At 70.2% G+C, this 22,079-nt stretch carries 19 protein-coding genes and 1 rRNA gene; 10 read left to right on the forward strand and 10 right to left on the reverse strand.

The window, feature by feature from the left end; translation table 11 throughout:
- Nucleotides 1-84 precede the first annotated feature (84 nt).
- Entirely contained in the window at nt 85-1,485 is a 1,401-nt protein-coding gene (locus ACFYWJ_RS31225; RefSeq protein ID WP_355276615.1) for an AIM24 family protein, read from the forward strand.
- On the opposite strand, the gene ACFYWJ_RS31230 is transcribed toward ACFYWJ_RS31225, so the two are convergent.
- Together ACFYWJ_RS31230 and ACFYWJ_RS31235 are read right to left on the reverse strand one after the other, a co-directional pair.
- A complete protein-coding gene (locus ACFYWJ_RS31230) occupies nt 1,461-2,744 on the reverse strand; it encodes a hypothetical protein (RefSeq protein ID WP_355276613.1) in 1,284 nt (427 codons plus the stop codon). The genes ACFYWJ_RS31225 and ACFYWJ_RS31230 overlap by 25 nt on opposite strands.
- A gap of 65 nt (nt 2,745-2,809) precedes the next feature.
- Entirely contained in the window at nt 2,810-4,111 is a 1,302-nt protein-coding gene (locus ACFYWJ_RS31235) for a hypothetical protein (protein ID WP_355276612.1), read from the reverse strand.
- Nucleotides 4,112-4,530: 419 nt separating this feature from the next.
- On the opposite strand from ACFYWJ_RS31235, the gene ACFYWJ_RS31240 reads away from it, so the two are divergent.
- From ACFYWJ_RS31240 to ACFYWJ_RS31250, 3 genes are all read left to right on the forward strand, one after another.
- Nucleotides 4,531-5,676 carry an acyl-CoA dehydrogenase family protein gene (locus ACFYWJ_RS31240; RefSeq protein ID WP_355276610.1) on the forward strand — a complete coding sequence of 382 codons (1,146 nt, stop codon included), beginning with the start codon at nt 4,531-4,533 and terminating at the stop codon, nt 5,674-5,676.
- A 189-nt stretch (nt 5,677-5,865) separates the two neighbouring features.
- A complete protein-coding gene (locus tag ACFYWJ_RS31245) occupies nt 5,866-6,321 on the forward strand; it encodes a DUF4254 domain-containing protein (protein WP_355276608.1) in 456 nt (151 codons plus the stop codon).
- A 244-nt stretch (nt 6,322-6,565) separates the two neighbouring features.
- Nucleotides 6,566-7,942, forward strand: coding sequence for a metallophosphoesterase (locus ACFYWJ_RS31250; protein WP_355276606.1), 1,377 nt, complete (start codon nt 6,566-6,568; stop codon nt 7,940-7,942).
- Between the two features lies 1 nt (nt 7,943).
- Here the strand turns inward: ACFYWJ_RS31250 and ACFYWJ_RS31255 are convergent, their stop codons facing one another.
- Nucleotides 7,944-8,456, reverse strand: coding sequence for an Rv3235 family protein (locus tag ACFYWJ_RS31255; RefSeq protein WP_355276604.1), 513 nt, complete (start codon nt 8,454-8,456; stop codon nt 7,944-7,946).
- Between the two features lie 84 nt (nt 8,457-8,540).
- Nucleotides 8,541-9,383, reverse strand: a complete 843-nt coding sequence (locus tag ACFYWJ_RS31260; protein ID WP_355276602.1) for a DUF72 domain-containing protein — start codon at nt 9,381-9,383, stop codon at nt 8,541-8,543.
- A 104-nt stretch (nt 9,384-9,487) separates the two neighbouring features.
- Between ACFYWJ_RS31260 and ACFYWJ_RS31265 the strand changes: the two genes are divergently transcribed.
- The 5 genes from ACFYWJ_RS31265 to ACFYWJ_RS31285 all read left to right on the forward strand — a co-directional run bounded on the left by ACFYWJ_RS31265 (nt 9,488) and on the right by ACFYWJ_RS31285 (nt 14,389).
- On the forward strand, nt 9,488-10,741 hold the full coding sequence (locus tag ACFYWJ_RS31265; RefSeq protein ID WP_355276600.1) for an MFS transporter: 1,254 nt from the start codon (nt 9,488-9,490) through the stop codon (nt 10,739-10,741).
- A complete protein-coding gene (locus ACFYWJ_RS31270) occupies nt 10,738-10,932 on the forward strand; it encodes a hypothetical protein (RefSeq protein WP_355276599.1) in 195 nt (64 codons plus the stop codon). The genes ACFYWJ_RS31265 and ACFYWJ_RS31270 overlap by 4 nt, the downstream gene beginning before the upstream one ends.
- 78 nt (nt 10,933-11,010) lie before the next feature.
- The gene (locus tag ACFYWJ_RS31275; protein WP_355276597.1) at nt 11,011-11,556 is read left to right on the forward strand and encodes a YceI family protein; all 546 of its coding nucleotides are present in this window, start codon (nt 11,011-11,013) and stop codon (nt 11,554-11,556) included.
- 26 nt (nt 11,557-11,582) lie between these two features.
- Complete coding sequence (locus ACFYWJ_RS31280; protein ID WP_355276595.1) at nt 11,583-12,785, forward strand: Ig-like domain-containing protein; 1,203 nt, start codon at nt 11,583-11,585, stop codon at nt 12,783-12,785.
- A gap of 134 nt (nt 12,786-12,919) precedes the next feature.
- Nucleotides 12,920-14,389 (forward strand): LCP family protein, encoded by a 1,470-nt coding sequence (locus ACFYWJ_RS31285; RefSeq protein ID WP_387163104.1) that lies wholly within the window; start codon nt 12,920-12,922, stop codon nt 14,387-14,389.
- A gap of 38 nt (nt 14,390-14,427) precedes the next feature.
- Here the strand turns inward: ACFYWJ_RS31285 and fadD32 are convergent, their stop codons facing one another.
- Both fadD32 and ACFYWJ_RS31295 read right to left on the reverse strand, forming a co-directional pair.
- A complete protein-coding gene (gene fadD32 / locus ACFYWJ_RS31290; protein ID WP_387162825.1) occupies nt 14,428-16,311 on the reverse strand; it encodes a long-chain-fatty-acid--AMP ligase FadD32 in 1,884 nt (627 codons plus the stop codon).
- Nucleotides 16,312-16,429: 118 nt separating this feature from the next.
- A complete protein-coding gene (locus ACFYWJ_RS31295) occupies nt 16,430-17,650 on the reverse strand; it encodes a KasA/KasB family beta-ketoacyl-ACP synthase (RefSeq protein WP_355276591.1) in 1,221 nt (406 codons plus the stop codon).
- 257 nt (nt 17,651-17,907) lie between these two features.
- Here ACFYWJ_RS31295 and ACFYWJ_RS31300 point away from each other — a divergent pair, with 257 nt between their 5' ends.
- A complete protein-coding gene (locus ACFYWJ_RS31300) occupies nt 17,908-18,900 on the forward strand; it encodes an acyl-ACP desaturase (protein ID WP_355276589.1) in 993 nt (330 codons plus the stop codon).
- Nucleotides 18,901-18,927: 27 nt separating this feature from the next.
- On the opposite strand, the gene ACFYWJ_RS31305 is transcribed toward ACFYWJ_RS31300, so the two are convergent.
- From ACFYWJ_RS31305 to rrf, 4 genes are all read right to left on the reverse strand, one after another.
- Nucleotides 18,928-20,208 (reverse strand): sensor domain-containing diguanylate cyclase, encoded by a 1,281-nt coding sequence (locus ACFYWJ_RS31305; protein ID WP_355276587.1) that lies wholly within the window; start codon nt 20,206-20,208, stop codon nt 18,928-18,930.
- 44 nt (nt 20,209-20,252) lie between these two features.
- Nucleotides 20,253-21,062: an SAM-dependent methyltransferase gene (locus tag ACFYWJ_RS31310; protein ID WP_355276585.1), complete on the reverse strand. Its 810-nt coding sequence runs from the start codon at nt 21,060-21,062 to the stop codon at nt 20,253-20,255.
- Nucleotides 21,063-21,148: 86 nt separating this feature from the next.
- Nucleotides 21,149-21,784: a YdcF family protein gene (locus ACFYWJ_RS31315; protein WP_355276583.1), complete on the reverse strand. Its 636-nt coding sequence runs from the start codon at nt 21,782-21,784 to the stop codon at nt 21,149-21,151.
- 204 nt (nt 21,785-21,988) lie between these two features.
- Nucleotides 21,989-22,079 (reverse strand): 5S ribosomal RNA (gene rrf / locus ACFYWJ_RS31320); the annotation flags it as partial.

The following is a 22,079-nucleotide window of genomic DNA, read 5'->3' on the forward strand; positions in this document are numbered from 1 at the left end:
GCGCGGCGGCGGCGCACACGGCACTATCGAGGCCGTGGAACGATTTCGAATCGGACAAACCACCCGGTCTTGGGTCGTGGTGTCGTGACCGCGCTGGCTCCCGGCGAGAACCGCCCCGCGCCCGGTGACGAACTGACCGTCACCGTGGCGAGCTCGGCCCCGGTCGACGTCTCGGCGCTGTTGCTCAACAGCGCGGGCGTCGTGCGTTCGGACGCCGATTTCGTCTTCTTCAATCAGCCGACCGGACCGGGCGTCGTCTACCGGCACGGCAACGGCGGACCGGACGTGGTGCAGGTGCGGACCTCCGCGCTACCCGCCGACGTGGACAAGGTGGTGGTGACCGCGAGCCTGGACGGCCGCGGTCCCGCCACCTTCGCCGCCGTCGGCGAGCTGACCACTACGATCGGATCGTCCTCGGGCACACTGACTTTCCCGATTCCCCGGCTCACCACCGAGAGCGGTGTGGTGTGTGTCGAGATCTACCGGCGCGGTGACGCGTGGAAGGTCAGGGCGATCGGGCAGGGCTACGACGACGGGCTCGCCGGCATCGCCTCGGCGTTCGGCGTGAACCTCGACGACGAACCCGAACCGCCCGCACCCGCCCCGCCGCCTGTTCATCCACAGAGCCCCCCACCCGCCTACCCACCGAGCGCGCCGACCGTGGCATTCCCGCCCGGCCAGGCCGCACCCGTCCCACCGCCGTATCCGGGAACTCCCGCCCAGCAGCCTCCATTCCCTTCCCAGCAAGGAGCCCCGCCCGTGCACAGCGACCTGTTCGACCCCTCGCACGCCGAGGTCAACGGCCTCGGGATCCAGAAGCAGGGCGGCAAGATGATCAAGGTCGGCCTCAACGGCGAGGTCATGGCCAGGGCCGGCTCGATGGTGGCCTACCAGGGCGACCTGCAGTTCCAGGCGCTCGGTTCCGGCGGCATCGGCCGCGCCATCCGCCAGCACCTCACCGGTGAGGGCGTGCCGCTGATGAAGGTCACCGGCCGCGGCGACCTGTTCGTCGCCAACAGCGCCGCCGACGTGCACATCATCGACCTCGACGGCTCCGACGGCCTCACCATCAACGGCGCCAATGTGCTCGCCTTCGACTCGACCCTGCGCTACGACATCGGCCGCGTCCAGGGCGCGGCCGGCTACGCGTCCAACGCGGGCCTGTTCAACTGCGTGTTCACCGGCCGGGGCCGCATCGCCATCACCACCCACGGCACGCCCGTCGTCCTCACCGTCGACCAGGCCACCTTCGCCGACCCGAACGCCGCGGTCGCGTGGTCGTCGAGCCTGCAGACCGGGATCAAGCGCAACGACTCGTTCGGTCTGGGCAGGCTGATGGGCCGCAGCACGGGTGAGGCGAGCACGCTCGCGTTCAGCGGGCGCGGCTTCGTCATCGTGCAGCCGTCGGAGCTGCCGCCGGGCGGCTTCGTCGGTGGTACCGGTGGTGGCCAGCAGGCGGGTCACTCGGGTGGCATCTTCGGCTGACCGCCGGGTCGGCCCGGGTCGGCGGTAGCGCGCAGCCGCCACCCGGCCAGCGCCGCGCAGCCGAGGATCACCACGGTGGCCGCGGCCAGCGGTAGCTCGGTGCGGGTGGTGACCGCGTAGGTGTCGGGCGTGTACGCCGTCCAGCCCGGCTCGAGGTCGGACTGCCAGGTGGCCCGGCTGTTCTCGAAGAGCCGGGCCACCACGGGCAGCACCGACATCCCGATGACCGTCAGCGGCGAGACCGGCAGACAGGCGCCGACCGCGAATCCGATCGCGGCGGGCAGGACGAACCGGAACGCCAGTTCGGCGACCGCCGAGCCGCCGACCAGCGCGGACACCAGGCCGCCCAGCGTCACCAGCGCGCACAGCCCGATCCCGGCGACCGGCACCCGCCACACCGTGCCTGCCAGCGCGCCCGCCGCCAGCACGCCGATCTGGATCGACAGCCCGATCCGGTCCGGCCCGACGCCGACCACCGGATCGACGGCGATCGCGGCCGAGATCGCCAGGATCGTCAGCACGTAGACGGCCTCGGCCCGCGGCAGCCACCAGCTCACCGCGACCACCCCGGCGACTGCCACCACGGCGACGGTCACCGACGGATTGCCCGGCAGCACCCCCACCAGCCAGATCAGCGCGCCCGCGCCCAGCGGGACACCGGCGCCGACGGCCACCGCACGCCCTGGCGACACCGGCTCGATCCGCTCCCGGCCCACCACGAAACCCGCCGCAAGCAACGCGATCAGGGCGGCGACCAGCAGCGGCCAGCTGTCGGGCAGGTCGGGCACGGTGCGGGTGCTCAGATAGTCGGCGTAGCGCCGCGACAGCTCGACGCTGTCATCGATGCGCGCCCCGTACAGCACCGCGATCATGGACCCGACGACGAACCAGGTCTGCCCGCCGGGCCGCAGCACCGCGGCCGCGATCAGCAGACCGGCCCCGATACTGCCGAGAACCCATTGCTCGGACCAGGTTCCGGCGGACTGCAATGCCGCGATCGCCACGACCATCGCCAGCCCGGCCATCCCCGCGGCCACCGCGACGAGATACCGCGCCCGGAACCGGCCGAGCAGCACGACGACGCCCACCGCGACGACGGCCGCGATCACCGCCGCCGACGCGGGCCCCGACCCGAACCAGCTCGCCCGCCCGTCCCGGACGACGACGGCGACGTTCGTCCGCGTGTGTCCGATGACGTATCCGCTGAGGTAGCCGCACAGCAGACCGACCGCCCCGATGACGAACGCACGCCCGTTCATTCGCAGCACGATAGCCGCCGACCGTGCTCGGCGAGCACGAATCAGCGGCTCGATTCAGCCGGTGGTCAGGACCCCGCGCGCTCCTTGCGGGCCTGGCGGCGGGCCTCCCGCATCGCGTTGAGTTCCTGTTCCAGGCTCTCCGCGATACGGAACTGGCCGGTGTCGTAGACGTTGACCGGCTCGATCGCCTCGTAGCCGAAGTTGGCTTCGGCGAAGGCCTTTTCGACGCGCGCCTCGATATCGGAGATGGTGCTCTTGCGGGCCGCCGGCACCGAATCGGTGGACTTCACCGGCTCCGCGGGCTTGACCGCCTCGACCGGCTCGGGCGCCACGACCGGGGCCTGCGACACGGTCTTCTTGGCCGCGGCCTTGTCCGACCCCGGCTTGCCGATGCCGAACCGCTTGCGCTTCTCGGTGGGCTTGCCGTTGCCGTTGGCGATCGGCTCGGTGGGCGCCCAGGCGGGTTCGCGGGTGATCGGCGCGGTGGCGGCGGCCTGGTCGGCGGCGAACGCCTCGGCGCGGGCCTGACCGGTCATCGGCGGCTGATAGGTCAGCCGCACGCCCTCGCTGGACTGCCGGTTGAGCATGCTCTCGGCCGGGTCGGGCATGTCCCTGACCTGGCTGGTCGCCCTGGTGATGGCGAGGCCGTACCTGGCGCTGGCGGCGTCGTGGATGAGCAGCGCGACACCGATCATCACCGGCGCGACGGCGTGCACCGCGGCGTCGTACCAACGACCGTCGCGCACATACGGATAGGTGTTGAGGGTGACGGTGAGCCCGAGCAGCGCGATCTCGGCCAGGGCGACCTGGCGCCGGTTGTCGATGACGCCCCACTCGGCGACCTTGTTCGTGCCGACCATGATGATGATCAGACAGACGCTGATCATGGCCTCGAGCAGGTAACTGAACCAGTACAGCGGATCGCTGGGACCGCCGGGGGCGATGTTGTGCTGCACGTTCACGGCCGACCACAACATGCCGGCGCCGACGACGCCCGCCAGCGCCTTGAGCGACCACGACCGATGCCGGTACAGCGAAGCCAGCTTCGCGTGCGGGCTCGATTCGCGCCGCTGGGCGGCCATCGCCTTCCTGGCGAGCAGCAGATCTCGCATGTCGGCCTTCTCGATCGCTTCGGTGGTGCTCCTGGCCCGGTCGGAGGCCTGCGCCATCGCTTGGGTGTGCTTCCAGCGCTGTTCGCGATCCTGTTCACGGATGCGTTCGGCGAGTTCCCGCTCCGCGCGCAGCTCGTCCTCGGACAGCGCGTCGGTCAGCGCGGGATCGAATTGGTAGGCGAGGCGCCCACGCGCCCGTTCCACTCGCTGGGCGAGCTGACTGACATCGTCCTCGACGGGAGACTCGATGGTCATGCCTGACCACCGCCCCGGCATCGCGAAGGCAGACGGGTGACCACACGTGTGAACGGCACACGCCATTAATAGTCCATACACCCTCCGGTGCGAAACCGATGCTCCGACACCGCTCCCCATTCCCGGCGCGCCGCGGGCGACACGCGCAGGCGATACCGGTCGGTAGCCCGACCCCGAAAGATAATCGCCGACTTCCGCGCGGACCACTGTTTTCGCACCTTCGGTGCCGATCCGTTGTCGAACAATGTTCGCGGACAACGCGAATCGGGCATGCGTTATACGCCGTCAAGGTACCGTTCCGATTCGGCCTCGCGCCGGAAAAAATTCATTATTGCCACTTCGCCAATAGTGGTCCACACTGTATCTGTAACCACTGGTCACCCCTGAGCCAGTGCTGTGCCGAGCCGTAAGGAGACTCGATGGCCGTGAACCGGTCCAGCTGGATGAACGAGGACCTGGACGCCCTGCGCGACCTCGCCCGTGCCTTCATGGCCAAGGAACTCGTCCCCAACATCGACAAGTACCGCGAGCAGCACCACGTGGACCGGGACCTGTGGAACAAGGCCGGTGAAGTGGGCCTGCTGTGTCTGTCGATCCCGGAGGAGTACGGCGGCGGTGGCGGCACCTTCGCGCACGAGGCCGTCCTCATGGAGGAGCAGGCCCGCGCGGTGGACACCTCGTGGGGCGTCAGCCTGCACAACGGCATCGTCGCCCACTACCTGCTCGCCTACGGCACCGAGGAGCAGAAGAAGCAGTGGCTGCCGAAGATGGCCAGCGGCGAGGTCGTCGGCGCGATCGCCATGACCGAGCCCGGCACCGGCTCCGACCTGCAGAGCGTCAAGGCCAAGGCCATCCGCGACGGCGACGAGTACGTCATCAACGGGTCCAAGACCTTCATCACCAACGGCGCCCAGGCCGACCTGATCATCCTGGTCGCCAAGACCGACCCCACTCAGGGCGCCTCGGGTGTCTCGCTGGTGCTGGTCGAGGCCGATCGCCCCGGTTTCCGCCGTGGCCGCGTGCTCGACAAGATCGGCCAGAAGGGCCAGGACACCTCCGAGCTGTTCTTCGAGGACGTGCGCGTCCCGGTGACCAACCTGCTCGGCACCCAGGAGGGTCAGGGCTTCATCCAGCTGATGCAGCAGCTGCCCCAGGAGCGGCTGATCGTCGCCCACGGCGCGGTCGCCGGCATGGAAGTGGCGCTGGAGCACACCCTGCGCTACACCAAGGAGCGCGAAGCGTTCGGCCGGCCGGTGTTCGGCTTCCAGAACACCAAGTTCAAGCTGGCCGAGGTCGCCACGGAAGCTCGCATCGCGCGCGTGTTCATCGACGACTGCATCGAGAAGCACCTGCGCGGTGAACTCGACATCCCCACCGTCGCCATGGCCAAGTGGTGGACCACCGACAAGGCGATGCAGATCGCCGACACCTGCCTGCAGCTGTTCGGCGGCTACGGCTACATGAACGAGTACCCGATCGCGCGGATGTGGGTCGACAACCGCGTCCAGCTGATCTACGCGGGCACCAACGAGATCATGAAGGAAATCATCGCCAGGAGCCTGTAATACTCCTGCGCACAGCTGGTTTTCGCCGTTGAGCTGCCATTTCGTGACCTATCCGGACCTGCGGCGGAGACGAATGTCCTTCGGAAGCGGTGCAAACGGGGCGACGAGGACGGTGCGGCGACAGTGGACACGGACGGCGGTTCATCGGGTGCTCCCGGACAGGAACCGGTACTGCCGGACCGTGCGCACATGATGCAGGCGGTGTGCGGGTTCGCCGGCGACGGCGATCCCGTCCTGCTCGCCGCGCACGAACTGGCCGGCCTGCACGAACGCCGCGAACAGCTCGTCCCCGGCGACACCAGCGAGATCGACTGGGCGCGGGCACGTCTGGTCTGCGAGATCGACCGGTGGGTGGTCATCCGCTCCCCGAGGCCCGACACGACGGCGCCGATGCACACCGAGAGCATCGGCGCCGTCGTCGATCGGATGGCCCACTTCGCCGCGCTCACCTATCGCGCGCTGGCCTGCGGCGCGGAGTCCGAACTACGCGCCGCGCAGCTGCGCCTGCACGAACTGGCCTGCGGCTACGACGATCTCATCGTCGAGGTGGCCAACGGCGCGCGCAGGCTGCCCGACGGCCCCGACGGCGACGCACCGGAAAGCGGTGGCGCGCAACCAAGCCGGAACCGCCCGCGCACCGAATAACAGTCGGTGCGCTGCCCGAGACCGGCCACGGAACCGGCGCACCACAGCTCCACGGCCGCGCCCGGGTTCACACCCACCCTCCCCCAGGTCCGGCGCGGCAGACGGGCCCCGTTCTTCGGGCGGCGGGGACCGTTCCAGCTCCGGCGATTTCGCCACGACCACGGTGGCTGACGGCCACATCGGCGTCCACGCGCGTTCAACCGGCACCCGTACCGTCCCCGGTAGACGGCGAACGGAGCTCGGCGTGGATCCTCGACTGCACACCGCATGGCTGGTCAACGCGGCGTCCGGCGCGGCGGCGGCCACCGTCCGCGCCCCGCTGGCCCGCCCGCGCGACGCCGTGCCGACGCGCGATCGCCTGGTCGCCACCGACCTCGAGGTCGTGACCATCACCCACGACACGCTGATCCTCACCTGGACCACCCGGCGCCGCGACCGGTCCGGCATCCCGCGCCCGGCGGCCGCCGACACCGAGGTGCGGCTCGCCCCGGCCGACGGCACCGCGGCACCGGTGCCGGTCTTCGCCGATCCCCGCCGCACCGCGTACCACTACGCCGAGGTGCGCGGGCTCGAACCCGGTCGCCGCTATCGCTTCACCGCCCACTCCGACGGTGTCCGCGCCGTCGCGGGCCGCACCTGGGTGACCCGCAGGCCCGGCACGCCGGAGGTCACCGGGGTCGTGCGGACCGCGCCACCGCCGCCAGGACGGCTGCTGCGGACCATCGCGCTCGCCAACGACCTGCACTGGGGCGAGGACCGCAGCGGCCTGATCGTCGCGGGCTTGCCACCCGGTCTGCGCCACGACGACGGCCACTACCCGGAGGTGATGGCCGACGCCCTGCTGCACGATCTGCGGCGGCCCGAACGCGCCGCCGACCACCTCGTCGTCGCGGGCGATCTCACCGACAGCGGCACCGCCGAGCAGTCCGCGGGCATCCGCGCCCGCCTCGACGCCTGGGGCCGTAACGGCCGTGACTACCTCGTGTGCCGGGGCAATCACGATGTCGCGCGCGGCCGGGAGGACCACTGGGGCTGGGTCTTCCACGCCCACCAGCGCCTCACCTGCCACGACCTCGGCGGGCTGCGGCTGATCGGCCTCGACACCACCCGCGGGCGCGGCGCGGGCGGCACGGTACGCGCCCCGCAGCTGGCCCACCTGCGGGAGATCCTGGCCGCCGCCCCCGACCAGCCGACACTGATCTTCGGCCACCACCCGGTGACCCGCTATGCGGCACTGAGCAATCCGGGCGGCCCCGGCTTCGTCCTCGACCGCGCGAGCGCACACGCCCTGCAGGCGATCTACCAGGCCGCGCCCGGCGTGTTCCTGCACCACAGCGGGCACACGCACCGGAACCGGATGAGCCGCCCCGATTCCGGCCGGGTCGAATTCCTCGAGGTCGCCGCGGCCAAGGAGTATCCGGGCGGCTACACCCTGCTGCGGATCTACGAGCACGGCTACACGGCGCACTTCCATCGCATCGCCGCGGCGGCCGCGCTGGCGTGGACCGACCGGACCCGCAGGCAGTACTTCGGCCTGCAACCCGACCACGCCCTCGGCACGCTCGCCGATCGCAATCACCGGGTGGCGCGCGACTTCTCGGGGGTCGGCGCGCGCCGCTGACTCAGAACAGCCGCAACGCCACCAATCGCCACCGGTCCCGGACCGATTCGATCCGCCCCGCGACGGCGAAGGTCCGGTCGCCGCGCTGATAGGAAGCGAAGATCTCGGCGCCACCGGGATCGGCGGCGGTCACCCGCACCCGCGTCAGCGCGGCGGCCCCGAGTTCCCGGCCGGGCACCAGGTCCTGGGCGAGCATCGTGCGCACCGCGGCCAGCACCAGCGGATCGCTGACCGACCGCAGCTGGTCGGCCTGCCTGCGCCGGTCGACCACCTCGAGCACGAGCCGCACCACCTGTTCGGCGAATCGCTCTGCCCCGGTGCCGGATTCGACTCGGCCACGCGTGCCCTGCACACAGGACGCGCGCACCGCCCGCCGCACCCCGTACGGCGCCCCGCCCGAATGTCGGCGGCGCTGAATGGAAACACGATGCGGCACAACGACATCCGCCCCCTGATCGGCGAGACCCGGCTCGCAATGCGGCGCCCGCGACAACGACAGTCGATCCGTAGACATCACTCGTCCCCTTCGAGTCCGCCCACCCACTCCCCAGTGCTGGCGCACAGCATGCCACGAGGGTCCGACAGGTGTGCGCGGAATTCAGAACAGGGTCATCGGCCCGTCGGGCGCCGGCGTCGGCTGGGGCGGCAGATCGGGCACGACGGCGCCGACCGCGTCGTGGAAGCGCCGGGCCAGTCCGCGCGCGGCGGCGTTGTCGGGGGTGTGCACGAACACCGTCGGCGACCGGCCCTCGCGCAGCCACTGCGCGACGGTCTCGACCCACGGCGCCCAGCCCGCGACGGTGCGCTCCTCGTCGGCGCGCCCGTGGTAGCGCACGATCGGGTACTCCGTCAGCGCCCGCATCCGCCGGGGCACCCGGGGCTTCTTCGCCCGCGCCTCGTACTCCGACGGGTCGCCGGGCGGTCCGTCGAACAGCACCGTGGTGTCGAAGGGCACCCATTCGGCGCCGATCCGGCCCAGCACCCGTTCCAGCTGTACCGCCGCCCGCTCGTCGGTGAAGAACGCCGGATGCCGCACCTCCACCGCGCAGCGCAGGCCGCCGGGCAGCTCGCGCTGGAACCGGGCCAGCGCGCCCAGGTCGGTGGGTCCGAAGGACGCGGGCAGCTGGATCCACAGCGCGTGCACCCGCGCCGCCAGCGGGGCCATCACGTCGAGGAAGGCCCAGAGCTCGCCCTGCGCGTCGACGAGCCTGCGCTCGTGGGTGACGGCGCGCGGTGGCTTGAGCACGAACCGGAAGTCGGGCGTCGTCTGGCGGACCCAGGACTCGACCGTCGCGGCCGACGGGGTCGCGTAGAAGGTGGTGTTGCCCTCGACGGCGCCGCAGTACCCGGCGTAGGTCCGCAGCCGCTCCCCGGGCGCGAGCTGGCGCTGCTGCCACTGTGGGTGCTGCCACATCGCACACCCGACCCGCAGCTCACGCACAGGCCGACCGTAGTACAGCGATCGGCCGCGCCTAAAATGAGACCGGTTGCCACCATTCGCCCCGTGCGCGTCCCCCGGTGCGCGCACGACGGAAAGGGCCTGTGATGGCGATTCTCACCAGTGAACGGCCCGGTGCTGTCACCGGCTCTCGCACCCGCGCCTGGCTCGGCGTTTCCGCGGCGATGGTCGCGATCGCCTGGGGCGGCAACGAGTTCACACCGCTGCTGGTGATGTACAAGAGCCACGGCCTGCCACTGACGGCGGTCGATCTGCTGCTGTTCTACTACGTCCTCGGCATCGTGCCCGCGCTGCTCATCGGCGGTCCGCTGTCGGACCGGTTCGGCCGTCGCCCGCTGATGCTGCCCGCCCCGCTGATCGCGGCCGCCGGGTCGCTGCTGCTCGCGGTGGGCGCCGCCTCGGTGCCGCTGCTGGCGGCGGGCCGGATGCTGTGCGGCGTCGCGCTCGGCCTGGCGATGGCGGTCGGCGGCAGCTGGCTCAAGGAACTGTCCCAGCCGCCGTACGCCGCGGCGGCCGCCGGAGTCGGCGCGCGCCGCTCGGCGATGAGCCTGACCGCGGGTTTCGCCCTCGGCGCCGGGGTGGCCGGGGTGCTGGCGCAGTGGGGTCCGCTGCCCGATTCCACCGCCTATCTCGTCAACGCGGCGCTGTGCGTCGCCACCTCGGTCTGGCTGGCCAGGTCACCGGAAACGGTGACGCGGCAGCGGAACCCGGGCAGATTGCGCGACGATCTGACGATCCCCGCCGCGGGCCATCGCCGATTCCTGCGGGTCGCGGTGCCGATCGCGCTGTGGCTGTTCACCGCCAACGCGACCGCCTACGCGGTACTCCCGACGCTCATGCTGCCGCGCGTCCAGGGCGCCCCGATCGCCTTCTCCGCGCTGGTCACCATGGTGACACTGGGCTGCGGATTCACGATCCAGTCGGTCGCGCGCAAGATCGACCGGCCCGGTACCGCGCGGGCCGGTGTCGTCGCCCTGGTGCTGCTCACCGCGGGCATGGTGCTGGCGTCGTGGACCGCGGCCACCCTGAGCATCCCGGTGACCCTGCTGACCGCCGTCGTGCTCGGCAGCGGCTACGGCATCGGCCTGGTGGCCGGGCTCCAGCAGATCGAGCGCATCGCGGGCCCGGGCGACCTCGCCGGCCTGAACGCGGTCTTCTACTCGGTGAGCTACCTCGGCTTCGGTGTGCCCGCCGTCCTGTCGGCCCTGCACAGCGGCTTCGGCTTCGGCTACCCGGCCATGTACCTCGTCGTCGCGCTGATCGCCGCGGCCAGCCTGGCGCTGGTCGCCGCGAACTACCGCGAGCCACGGGCGGCCGGGAGCGATACGGTCGAGCCGTGAGCGCCGACCCGATCGAGACCCTGCGGCGCTGGGCCGATTCCGGCGCGATCTGGCGGGTGGTGGCCCGGCGCGCCGACACGGTGACCATCGGCCTGTTCGAGTGCACGGGCGGTCAGGAGGTCGACCGGTTCGCCTCCACCGACCCGGCCTTGCTGCGCTTCCTCGGCGATCGCAACAGCAGCGAGGACTGACGCGGGGTTACGCTGGGTGCCGTCATCGCTTCACGTCACGACGGCCGTCCCGGCCGGTCCGCTCAGTGAGGAGAGATCATGTCGGCACCAACCAAGGGACTGTCCGCGGGCACCTGGGTCATCGACCCGAGCCACTCGGCCCTGGAATTCGCCGTACGCCATCTGATGGTGAGCAAGGTGCGCGGCCGGTTCACGATCTTCTCCGGCACGCTCGTCATCCGCCCCGACGGTTCGGCCGACGCCGACGTCGAGATCCGGGTCGATTCGGTCACCACCGACAACCCACAGCGCGACGACCACCTGGCCACCGCCGACTTCTTCGACGTGTCCCACTACCCGCTCGCCACCTTCACGGCCACCGGGTTCCGGCCCACCGGCACCGAATTCGACGTCACCGGCGATTTCACCATCCGTGGCACCACCCGGCCGGTCACCCTGGCCGTGGAGTTCCTCGGCGCGGGCCCCGGCATGACCGACGCGCCGGTCGCCGGTTTCACCGCGACCACCACCATCAACCGCCGTGATTTCGGGATCACCACCGAGATGCCGATGGCCAACGGCGGCGCCGTGATCGGCGACAAGATCACCATTTCGCTCGATGTCGAGGTCGGCCTCCAGGGCTGACTCGGACACGGGCACAGGAGGGGCGAATGTCAGGACGTCGATGGCGGGCCGGACTCGCCGCGGGGCTCGCGCTGCTCCTCGCGGCCTGTGGCTCCACCGATTCGGGAACCCAGTCCACCGCCCCACCCGACCCGGTCATCACCGTCGCGCCCGCGGCGGGCGCGACGGACGTCGACCCGCTGGCGCCGGTCCGGGTCAGCACCAGCGACGGCAAGCTGACCTCGGTCACCATGACCAACGAGCAGGGTCGCGCCGTCGAGGGCATCTTCACCCCCGATCAGACGGCCTGGAAGCCCGCCGAACCGCTCGGCTACGGCCACACCTACACCGTCGGCGCCGAAGCGCTCACCGTGATGGGCACCGTGGGACCGATCACCTCCTCGTTCTCGACCCTCGCACCGAACAACCAGACGAAGGTGTACTTCCGCACCACCGGCGGCGCCGCGCTCGACCCCGCGGACAGCTACGGCGTCGGCACCGTCGTCGTCGCGCACTTCGACGAGGACGTCCCCGACCGGGCGACCGCGCAACAGCAGCTCAGCGTCACCACCGACCCGCCGGTCACCGGCTCCTGGTACTGGCTCGACAACCGCAACGCGCACTGGCGCCCGCAGAACTACTACGCGCCCGGCACCAAGGTCACCCTGGCCGCCGACATCTACGGCAAGGACCTCGGCGGCGGCCTGTACGGCCAGGAGGACACCAGGACCAGCTTCACCATCGGCCCCTCGCACGTCTCGATCGTCGACGACAACGACAAGCAGGTGCGGGTGTACGAGAACGGCACCCTGATCCGCACCATGCCCACCTCGATGGGCCGGGGCGGCAGCGAGGTCATCGGCGGCAAGACCATCACCTTCTGGACCCAGCCGGGCACCTACACCGTCATGGACAAGGCCAACCCGGTGATCATGGACTCCTCCACCTACGGCCTGCCGGTGAACTCCCGGCTCGGCTACAAGGAGACCATCGGCTGGGCGACCAGGATCAGCACCGACGGCATCTACCTGCATCAGCTCGACGACACCGTCTGGGCGCAGGGCAATACCAACGTCTCGCACGGCTGCCTCAATCTCAGCGGCGAGAACGCGAAATGGTTCTACGACTTCGCCCAGCCCGGCGACGTGGTGGAGATCCGCAATACCGGCGGCGCGCCGCTCGAGGTGTGGCAGAACGGCGACTGGAGCGTTCCGTGGGAACAGTGGCAGGCAGGTAGCGCACTGCGGTGAACCGAACACACGACACCCCGGCGCCCCCACCGCGCCGGGACACACCCGGACATGGACCACAGCGCGTCGGCCGACCGGCTCGCCACGCCGAACACCGCGACCGCCGCGGCGGTTTCCGGCGCGCGGCGCTGATCATGGCCAGGATGCTCGGCGCGACGACCGCGCTGGCCGTGCTCACCGGCACCGGCCTGGCCTGGTCGGCCAAGCAGGACTTCGATTCCGGCTTCACCCATTCCACCGCGCTCGGCGAGGACGCGCCGCGCTCGGGCGGTGGTGCCGTCAACATCCTGCTGATCGGCCTGGACACCCGCAAGGATCTCGACGGCAACGACCTGCCCAAGGAGATCCTCGACCAGCTGCACGCCGGCGACGGCACCGAGGGCGGCTACAACGCGAACTCGCTGATCCTGCTGCACATCCCGGCCGACCTGAGCAAGATCGTCGCGTTCTCCATCCCGCGCGACGACTACGTCCCGGTCTCCGGCATCCCCGGCTATTCGCAGATCAAGATCAAGGAGGCCTACGGCCTGAAGAAGGCCGCGGTGCAGGCGAAGCTGATCGAGCAGGGCGAGAAGGACCCGGTGGTGCTCGAGCGGCGCGGCCGGGAGGCGGGCCGCGCGTCGATCGTGTCGACCGTGCGCAATCTGGTCGGGGTGCCGATCGATCGGTTCGCCGAGATCTCGCTGGCCGGGTTCTACGACCTGGCGACCGCGGTCGGCGGCGTCGACGTGTGCCTGAACAACGCGGTCGACGACAGCGCGTACTCCGGCGCGGTGTTCCCGGCGGGCCGTCAGCACCTGAACGGCTCCGACGCGCTGGCCTTCGTCCGGCAACGCCACGGCCTGCGCAACGGCGACCTGGATCGCACACACCGTCAGCAGGCGTTCCTCACCTCGGTGGCCAAGTCGCTCAAGGATTCCGGCACGCTCACCAACCTGAGCAGGCTCTCGCAGCTGATGGACGTGGCGCACAAGGACGTGGTGCTCTCCGACGGCTGGAATCTGTTCGACTTCGCCCGCGAGCTGGGCGCCGCGGGGTCGCTGCCGGTGGAGTTCCGCACGCTGCCGGTGGTGCGCTACGACGTGATCGACGGCCAGGACGTCAATATCGTCGACCCGGCCGCGATCAAACGGGAGGTGCGGGCGGCGTTCGGGCAGGAGGTGGCGGCGACCACCACCCCGGCGCGGACGCCGACCAGCGTCGTCGACGTGCACAATGTCGGCGGGGTGTCCGGTCAGGCCGCGACGCTGTCGGCCGCGCTGACCGCCCGTGGCTACCGGGCGGGCGAGATCGGCAACGGGACCACCGGGGACGCTCCCACCTCGGCCCTCACCTACGGCCCCGGCGCGGCCGAGGACGCCAGGGCGCTCGCCGAAACCCTCGGCGGACTACCGGTTTCCGCGTCCGCCACCGTCGAGGAAGGCCATGTCCGCGTGGTCGTCGGCGCCGATTTCACCCTGCCCACCGAGCTGGCGCCGACCACCACGACGACGACCACCACCGCCCCGACGACGACCGTGCCCGGCACCTCGACGATGCCGCTGCCCGATGCGGGAAAGCCGGTGACCACCACCATCGGCAGCACCATCCCCTGCGTCAACTGATCGCGGTTCGGCCACCGGAACCCGGTGGCCGAACCGGCTCACTCCTCCGGCGCGTCCGGGTAGGCGTCCTGGCGGTGCCCACCGCGCAGCGTGCCGTCCAGATAGGCCGCCTTGCAGGCCCGCCGGGCGATCTTGCCGCTCGACGTGCGCGGGATCGACCCCGCGGGCACCAGCAGCAGATCGCGGACCGTCACCCCGTGCCTGCGCGCGATCGCCGCCCGCACCGTGTCCACGATCGGCGCTGGATCGAGTTTCGCCGCGCCGGTACCGCGTTCGGCGACGACGACGAGCGCCTCGGCCATCTCGTCGGTGATCCCGCCCGCCTCGAGCACGGCCGCGGGCAGCTGCCCCGCCTGCACCGAGAACGCCGCGACGAACCCGGGCCGCAGCGCGGTGCTCGACTCCTGCGCCGAGTACTCGAGATCCTGCGGATAGTGATTGCGGCCGTCGACGATCACCAGGTCCTTCACCCGGCCGGTGATGAACAGCTCGCCGTCGTGGTACGCGCCGAAGTCGCCGGTGCGCATCCACCGCGCGTCGTCGGGCGCGCCCTCGGCCCGGCTGCCGACGGGATTGCGGGCGAGCACCCGGTTGTGGAAGGTCTCCACCGTCTCCCCCGGCCTGCCCCAGTACCCGATGCCCATGTTGTCACCGTGCAGCCAGATCTCCCCGACCTCGCCCTCGCGGCGTTCGATGCCGGTCTCCGGGTCGACGATCACCGCCCACTGCGACCGGGCGACATACCCGCACGACACCTGCGCGACCGCGTCGTCGGCGTGCTCGTCGACCTCCACCATCCGGCCCGCGTTGAGCTGCCCGCGATCGACGTAGACCACCCTGGCCTCGTCGTCGCGCTTGGTCGCCGACACGAACAGCGTCGCCTCGGCCATTCCGTAGCACGGCTTGATCGCGGTCTTGGACAGCCCGTACGGCGCGAACGCCTCGTTGAACTTGCGCATCGAGGCCACCGACACCGGCTCGCTGCCGTTGATCAGGCCGATCACGTTGGACAGATCCAGCGACTCGTCACCCTTGGGCCTGCCACGCACCGCCGCGTGCTCGAACGCGAAGTTCGGTGCCGCCGAGTAGATCTCGGCGCCGTCGGCCTGGGCCGCCAGCTCCTTGATCCAGCGCGACGGCCTGCGCACGAACGCGCTCGGCGACATGATGGTGATGAACTTGCCGCCGATGGTCGGCAGGATCACCGTCAGCAGTCCCATGTCGTGGAACAGCGGCAGCCAGGTGACCCCGCGCGCGTTCTCGGTGATGCCGATGGCATCGATCATCTGCAGCAGATTGGTGCCGACGGCGCGGTGGGTGATCTCCACGCCCGCGGGTACCCGGGTCGAGCCCGAGGTGTACTGCAGGTAGGCCACGCTGTCGATATTGATGTCGGGGCGGCGCCAGCGCGTACCGACCGTGTCCGGAATCGCCTCGACCGCGATGATTCTCGGCCGCTGCGCGGCGGGCTGCTCACGGAAGAAGTTGCGCACTCCCGCCGCCGCACTCGCGACGGTCAGCACCGCGGCGGGCTCGCAGTCGCCGAGCACCGCGTGCAGCCGGTCGCTGTGGCCCTGCTCCTCCGGATCGAACAGCGGCACCGCCACATTCCCCGCGTACACCGCCGCGAACAGCGCGACGACGTAGTCCAGGCCCTGCGGTGCCAGCACCGCCACCCGGTCACCGGGCTCGGTCACCTGCTGCAACCGCGCGGCCACCGCGCGCAGCCGGACGCCGAATTCACGCCAGGTCAGCTCCTGGTATTCCCCCTCCCGCTCCCGCGAATAGTCGATGAAGCGGTAGGCCAGATCGTCCCCGTTGGCCTCGCTGTGTTTGTCGACGAAGTCGATCAGGGTCTGGTCACCGGGAATCCGGATATTGCCCAGTTCGTCCACATAGTCGTCGAAAGTCTCGCCGATCATTCCCTATCCTTTTCAACGCACAATGCCTCGCCGAGAGGCTGAACTCGTGCAATGACGCCGAACAAAGAAGAACTCACAGGCGCCCGGCACAGTACCGGGCGCCCGCGCGTGGCAATCGTCAATACCGCCCGAAGGCGATGGCGACGTTGTGCCCGCCGAACCCGAAGGAGTTGTTCACCGCGTAGTCGATCCGCCCGCGCCTGGCCTCGCCGGAGACCACGTCCAGATCGATCTCGGGGTCCTGGTTGTCCAGGTTCAGGGTGGGCGGGACGATGCCGTCGCGCACGCTGAGCACGGTCAGCACCGCCTCGAGCGCGCCGACCGCGCCGATCGAGTGGCCCAGCGCCGACTTGGGCGCGTAGACCGACGCGTGCGAGCCGATCGCCTTGCCGATCGCGTTGGCCTCGGCGGTGTCGCCGATGGGCGTCGCGGTCGCGTGCGCGTTGATGTGGGTGACGTCGGTGCGGCTGATCCCGCCGGTCTGCATGGCCCGCGTCATCGCGCGCGCCGCGCCGGTGCCCTCGGGGTCCGGTGCGACGAGGTGGAATCCGTCGGAGGTGACGCCGGCGCCGAGCAGCCGCGCGTGGATGGTCGCGCCGCGCGCCTTGGCGTGCTCCTCGGTCTCGATCACCATCATCGCGCCCGCCTCGCCGAAGACGAACCCGTCGCGGTCCTTGTCGAACGGCCGCGAGGCCGCCTTCGGATCGCCGTTGCGGGTGCTCATCGCGCGCATCTGGGTGAAGGCCGCGATCGGCACCGCCTGGATCGACCCCTCGACGCCGCCGGTGACCACCATGTCGGCGTCACCCATCACGATCATCCGCCACGCGTTGGCGATCGCTTCCGAGCCCGACGAGCAGGCCGACACCGGGGTGGAAACACCGGCGCGCGCGCCCAATTCGATGCCGACGCAGGCGGCCGGGCCGTTGGGCATGATGGCGCCGACGGTCAGCGGCGACACCTTGCGATAGCCGCCGTTGCCGAGCTTGTCCCGCGCGTAGATCAGGGATTCCGCGCCGCCGAGCCCGGTCCCGACCGAGACGCCGAGCCGGTCGCGATCCACCTCGGGACTGCCCGCGTTGCGCCACACCTCGCGGCCGAGGACCACGGCCATCTGCTCGACATAGGACAGCCTGCGCGCCTCCTCGCGGGTGAGCGAGGCGGCCGGGGAGACCTTCAGATGGCCACCGATCCGCACCGGCAATTCGAAATCATCGATGAAGGAGTCCTCCAGGACGTCGATCCCGCTTTCGCCGTTGAGCAGACCCTTCCAGGTCGAGTCGACGTCGCCCGCGATCGACGTGGTCGCCGCCAGGCTCGTGACCACGATGTCCGTCATATTTTTCGCTCACTCTCTCTAGCTATGCCACGACTGATCGGGAACCGCTGATGGAGCTGAACTGGTGGAGCGTATATGCAGGCGCCGCGACGCGCCCAAATTCAGAAACAGGCGCTGCCGCACCGTGTCGTTCGGAGGCGCGATCCGCCGGGTCTATTGTCGGTGGGTCGCATTCGACCCAGAGCACCCGGCGACGACGGGCAACACTACCGGACCAGCGCAACCCTTGCTTTTCACTTCATGGAAAGGGCACGAGCGTGGCCAGGAACCTCACCCAACTGGAACTGCTCATCGAACTCGAACCGGTCGCCGCGAGCAACGTCGACCGGCACCTGTCGACGGCGAAGGACTGGCACCCCCACGACTACGTGCCGTGGGACGAGGGCCGCAACTTCGCCGCCATGGGCGGAATCGATTGGGACCAGCAACAATCCCAGCTCTCCGACGTCGCCAAGGCGGCGATGATCACCAACCTGCTCACCGAGGACAACCTGCCGTCCTACCACCGGGAGATCGCCGAGAACTTCTCCAAGGACGGCGCCTGGGGTACCTGGGTGGGCCGCTGGACCGCCGAGGAGAACCGGCACGGCATCGCCATCCGCGACTACCTGGTGGTGACCCGTGGCGTCGATCCGGTGGCGCTCGAGCAGGCTCGGATGATCCACATGACCAACGGCTATTCGGCGATGGCCGTCGTCGACGCCAAGGCAGGCGATACCGACATCAGGGCCGGATCCGTGGCGGGACTGCTGTATTCGGTCGCCTACGTGACCTTCCAGGAACTCGCCACCCGCGTCAGCCACCGCAACACCGGCCGCGTCTGCGACGACCCGATCGCCGACCGGCTGCTCGCCCGCATCGCGACCGACGAGAACCTGCACATGATCTTCTACCGCAATCTCTGCGAGGCCGCGCTCGACCTGGCGCCCGATCAGGCCATCGAGGCGATCAGCATCATCGTGCGCGGCTTCCAGATGCCCGGTGCCGGCATGCCCGGCTGGCGCCGCAACGGCGTCCTGATGGCCAAGCACGGCATCTACGATCTGCGCCAGCACCTGGAGGAGGTCCTGCTCCCCGTGCTGCGCAAGTGGAACGTCTTCGAACGCACCGATTTCGGCGCGCGCGGGGAGCAGGCGCGCGAGGAGCTCGCCACCTTCCTGGACCGGCTGCGCGAGGATGTCGTGCGCTTCGAGGAACAGCGCGACCGCTCACTCGCGCGGGCAGCGAACCGCGAGCGCCAGCTCACCTGAGCGGCGCCCGGCGATCCGGCCCGGCCGCTACCGGGCTGGATCGCGGCGGGTGTCGTGCTTGTGCCGGTACATCGCGGCGTCGGCCGCGTGCACCAATTCGTCCACCGTGCCGGGTAGTTCGTCGAAGTACGCGGCGCCGATGCTCACCCCGACCGCGAGCATGTGCCCGTCCACCTCGAGCGGCGTGGTCAGCACCGACATCAGATCGTCGGCCAGCGTCGACAGCTGCGCGGACCCGGAGCACTCCTCCACCAGCACCAGGAACTCGTCACCGCCGATCCGGGCGGCCATCGCGTCCAGCGGCCGGACGGTGTCGCGCATCCGGTCGGCGACCACGCGCAGCACCCGGTCCCCGACTGTGTGCCCCCACAGGTCGTTGATCTCCTTGAAGCCGTCCAGGTCCAGATAGCAGACCCCGATCGGGGGTTCGGCGTCGGCGAGCCGGTTGAACAGGTGCGGCCGGTTGGGCAGGCCGGTCAGCGCGTCGTGGTTCGCGTCGTGCCACAGCCGGTCGGCGAGCTGCTTGCGCTCGGTGACGTCGACCGCGACGCCGATCAGGAAGCGGATGTTGCCGTCGGCGTCGCGCACCGCCGACATCGACAGGTCGATCACGGTGATCTCGCCGTCGTCGTGCAGGTGCTCGGTCTCGGTGCGGAAGCTCTCGGATTCGCCGCTGACCATGCGCTGCAGTTCGACGAAGGCCTCGTTGAGATTCTGCGGGCCGAGGATGTCGGCGACCGTGCGGCCCGGCATCGTCTCCGGGGTGTGGCCGAGCATCTCGGCCATGGTGGCGTTGCAGTTCACCACCCGCCCGGTCATGTCGACCGTGCCGATACCGACCAGGGCACCGTCGAATACCGCCTCGAAACGCGCTTCCGAGAGTGCCCGCCTGCTCTCGGATTCGCTGGCCGCCGCGAGCACCGCCGCCAGCGTCGCCTCCTGCTCGGCCAGGGCGGCGGCCCGCAGCGCCGCGGTGAAGCCCGCGGCGAAATCGGCGGCGAGGCCGATCGCGCGCTCCCTGATCTCGGGCAGGAGCGGATCGTCCGGCCCGTCGGCGGCGATCTCGACCAGGTCCCCGCAGATCACCCGGACCGAACGGCTGACCGCCGCCGGATCACGGTAGTTGGCGGCGACCAGCATCCGCGCGGTCCGACGCGCGACATCGGGGTCCTCGCCACCGCGCGCCGCCTCCAGCAGGCCGGTGCACAGCGCCGCGAGCATCTCCTCGATCTGGGAGCGGTTGAGGGTGGGAGCGACGACGCCGTCGAGGGCATCGGCCCACCGCTGCGCCAGCTCCCACGACCCCACTACTCGTCCACCCTGTCATCTCCGAGCACCGCCGGACCGACGGCTCAGTCTCTCCGCGCGACTCCGGCCAACCCGAGCGATCGCCCCGGCTTCTCGTGCTGATCCCGCTCGGACTCCGGCCGCCACAGCGGCAGCTCGACAACCCCGGGGGAAACCATGCCCCAACCCTCGAACAACTCCACGATCGCGTCCCTGGACCGGAATTGGATGCCGACCCTGGTCTCCGTCGCGGAGTGCTCACCCAGCTTACCGGCATCCTCCGGCCGCAGCGCCGAGGTGAGATGTGAAATGGCTATGAAACTGCCGGGTGCGACCGCCTCCCGCAGCGCGGCCACCTTGCCGACCGGATCGTCGGCGTCCTGCACGAGGTGCAGTACCGCGATCAGCAGCAGCCCGACCGGCTCGTCGAAGTCGATCAGGCCCGTCTCCCCGACCTTGGCGATCAGGTCCTCGGACTTGCGCAGGTCGGCCTCGATCGCGCCGGCCCGCGCCCGGCCCGCCAGAATCGTCCGGGAGTGGACGACGGCGACCGGATCGATGTCGACATAGAGCACCCGCGCCTCGGGGTCGATCTCGTGCACGATCTCGTGGACATTGCCCGCGGTCGGAATGCCCGATCCGATGTCGAGGAACTGCCGGATGCCGGCGTCGAGCATGAACCGCACCGCCCGGCGCAGGAAGGCGCGATTGCTCAGCGCGAGCCGGGGCAGATCGGGCACGAGCTCGGTCGCCTTCTCCGCCGCCATCCGGTCGACGGCGAAATTGTGCGAGCCGCCGAGCAGCGCGTCATACATGCGCGCTGGGCTCGGTTGCTGCATATCCACGCCGTCCGGTGCCCACGCAGGCCTGTCCATCACATACCCCTGTCCGCTCGCGGCGACATCACATCCCGCGACAACGCCAGACGCATCGTAGTGCCCGCCACCGACTCAGGCGTGCCCTATCGCTCGTTTCCGGCACCGAACGGTTGCGCCCACAGCGGCGCGACATCGGGCGTCATGGTCGCGACCACCGGAATGCCCGCGGCCATGAAATTGTCCAGAGCGCGACGCATGTGGTCGGCGGAGGTGATGAGCACGGCCTTGTGGATGCCGAGAGCCTCCATCAGCTTCGCGGAGAACTCCGCGTTCTGCACGGTCGACCCGGCCTGGGTCTCGGCATAGATCCGGTGCCTGGCGACCCCGCGGATATTGAGCCAGTCCGCCATCACCTGCGCCTCGGTGATCCCGTTGCGCGGGTTGCCGCCGGTGACGATCACCGGGGAGGAGGGTGACATGAAGGCCTGGACCAGGGCGGCGTGCAGCCGGTTACCCAGCTCGGCCCGCATGGTGCCGTCGGGTTGCAGACCGTAGCCGAGCACCACGATCGCGGTCTCGGGTCCGTAGGTGTCGGGCAGGTCGATACCGGCGACGCCGGCAATCGAATTCGCCGCGCCGGCGACACCGTCGGCGATGCCTGCCAGCGGGTCGGGCGCGGGCGCGGCGAGCGCCGGCGTGGCGGTGGCCAGCGCGCCGATCAGCGCGGCGGGCAGCACGAGGGCGGCCGCCCCGCGCCGCAGAGACTTGTGAGCGAACAACCAATCCATGGTGACCTCCCGAAGCAACGTCGCACCATGGTGACGGACCGGGCCGGTCCGCACAGACGTTTCTGAAATATTCACAGTTCGGATTGCAATCCCCCGATTCTGGGGGCACGCGGGAGCCCGGACTGCTAGCGAGAGCGCTAGTCCCACAACGCAAAAAGGCCCTCCAGCAATGCTGGAGGGCCTTTCGCAATGATGTTCCGGCGGTGTCCTACTCTCCCACACCCTGTCGAGTGCAGTACCATCGGCGCAGGTGGCCTTAGCTTCCGGGTTCGGAATGGGACCGGGC

Source organism: Nocardia sp. NPDC003269 (assembly GCF_042888005.1).
In the GTDB taxonomy this organism is placed as follows: domain Bacteria; phylum Actinomycetota; class Actinomycetes; order Mycobacteriales; family Mycobacteriaceae; genus Nocardia.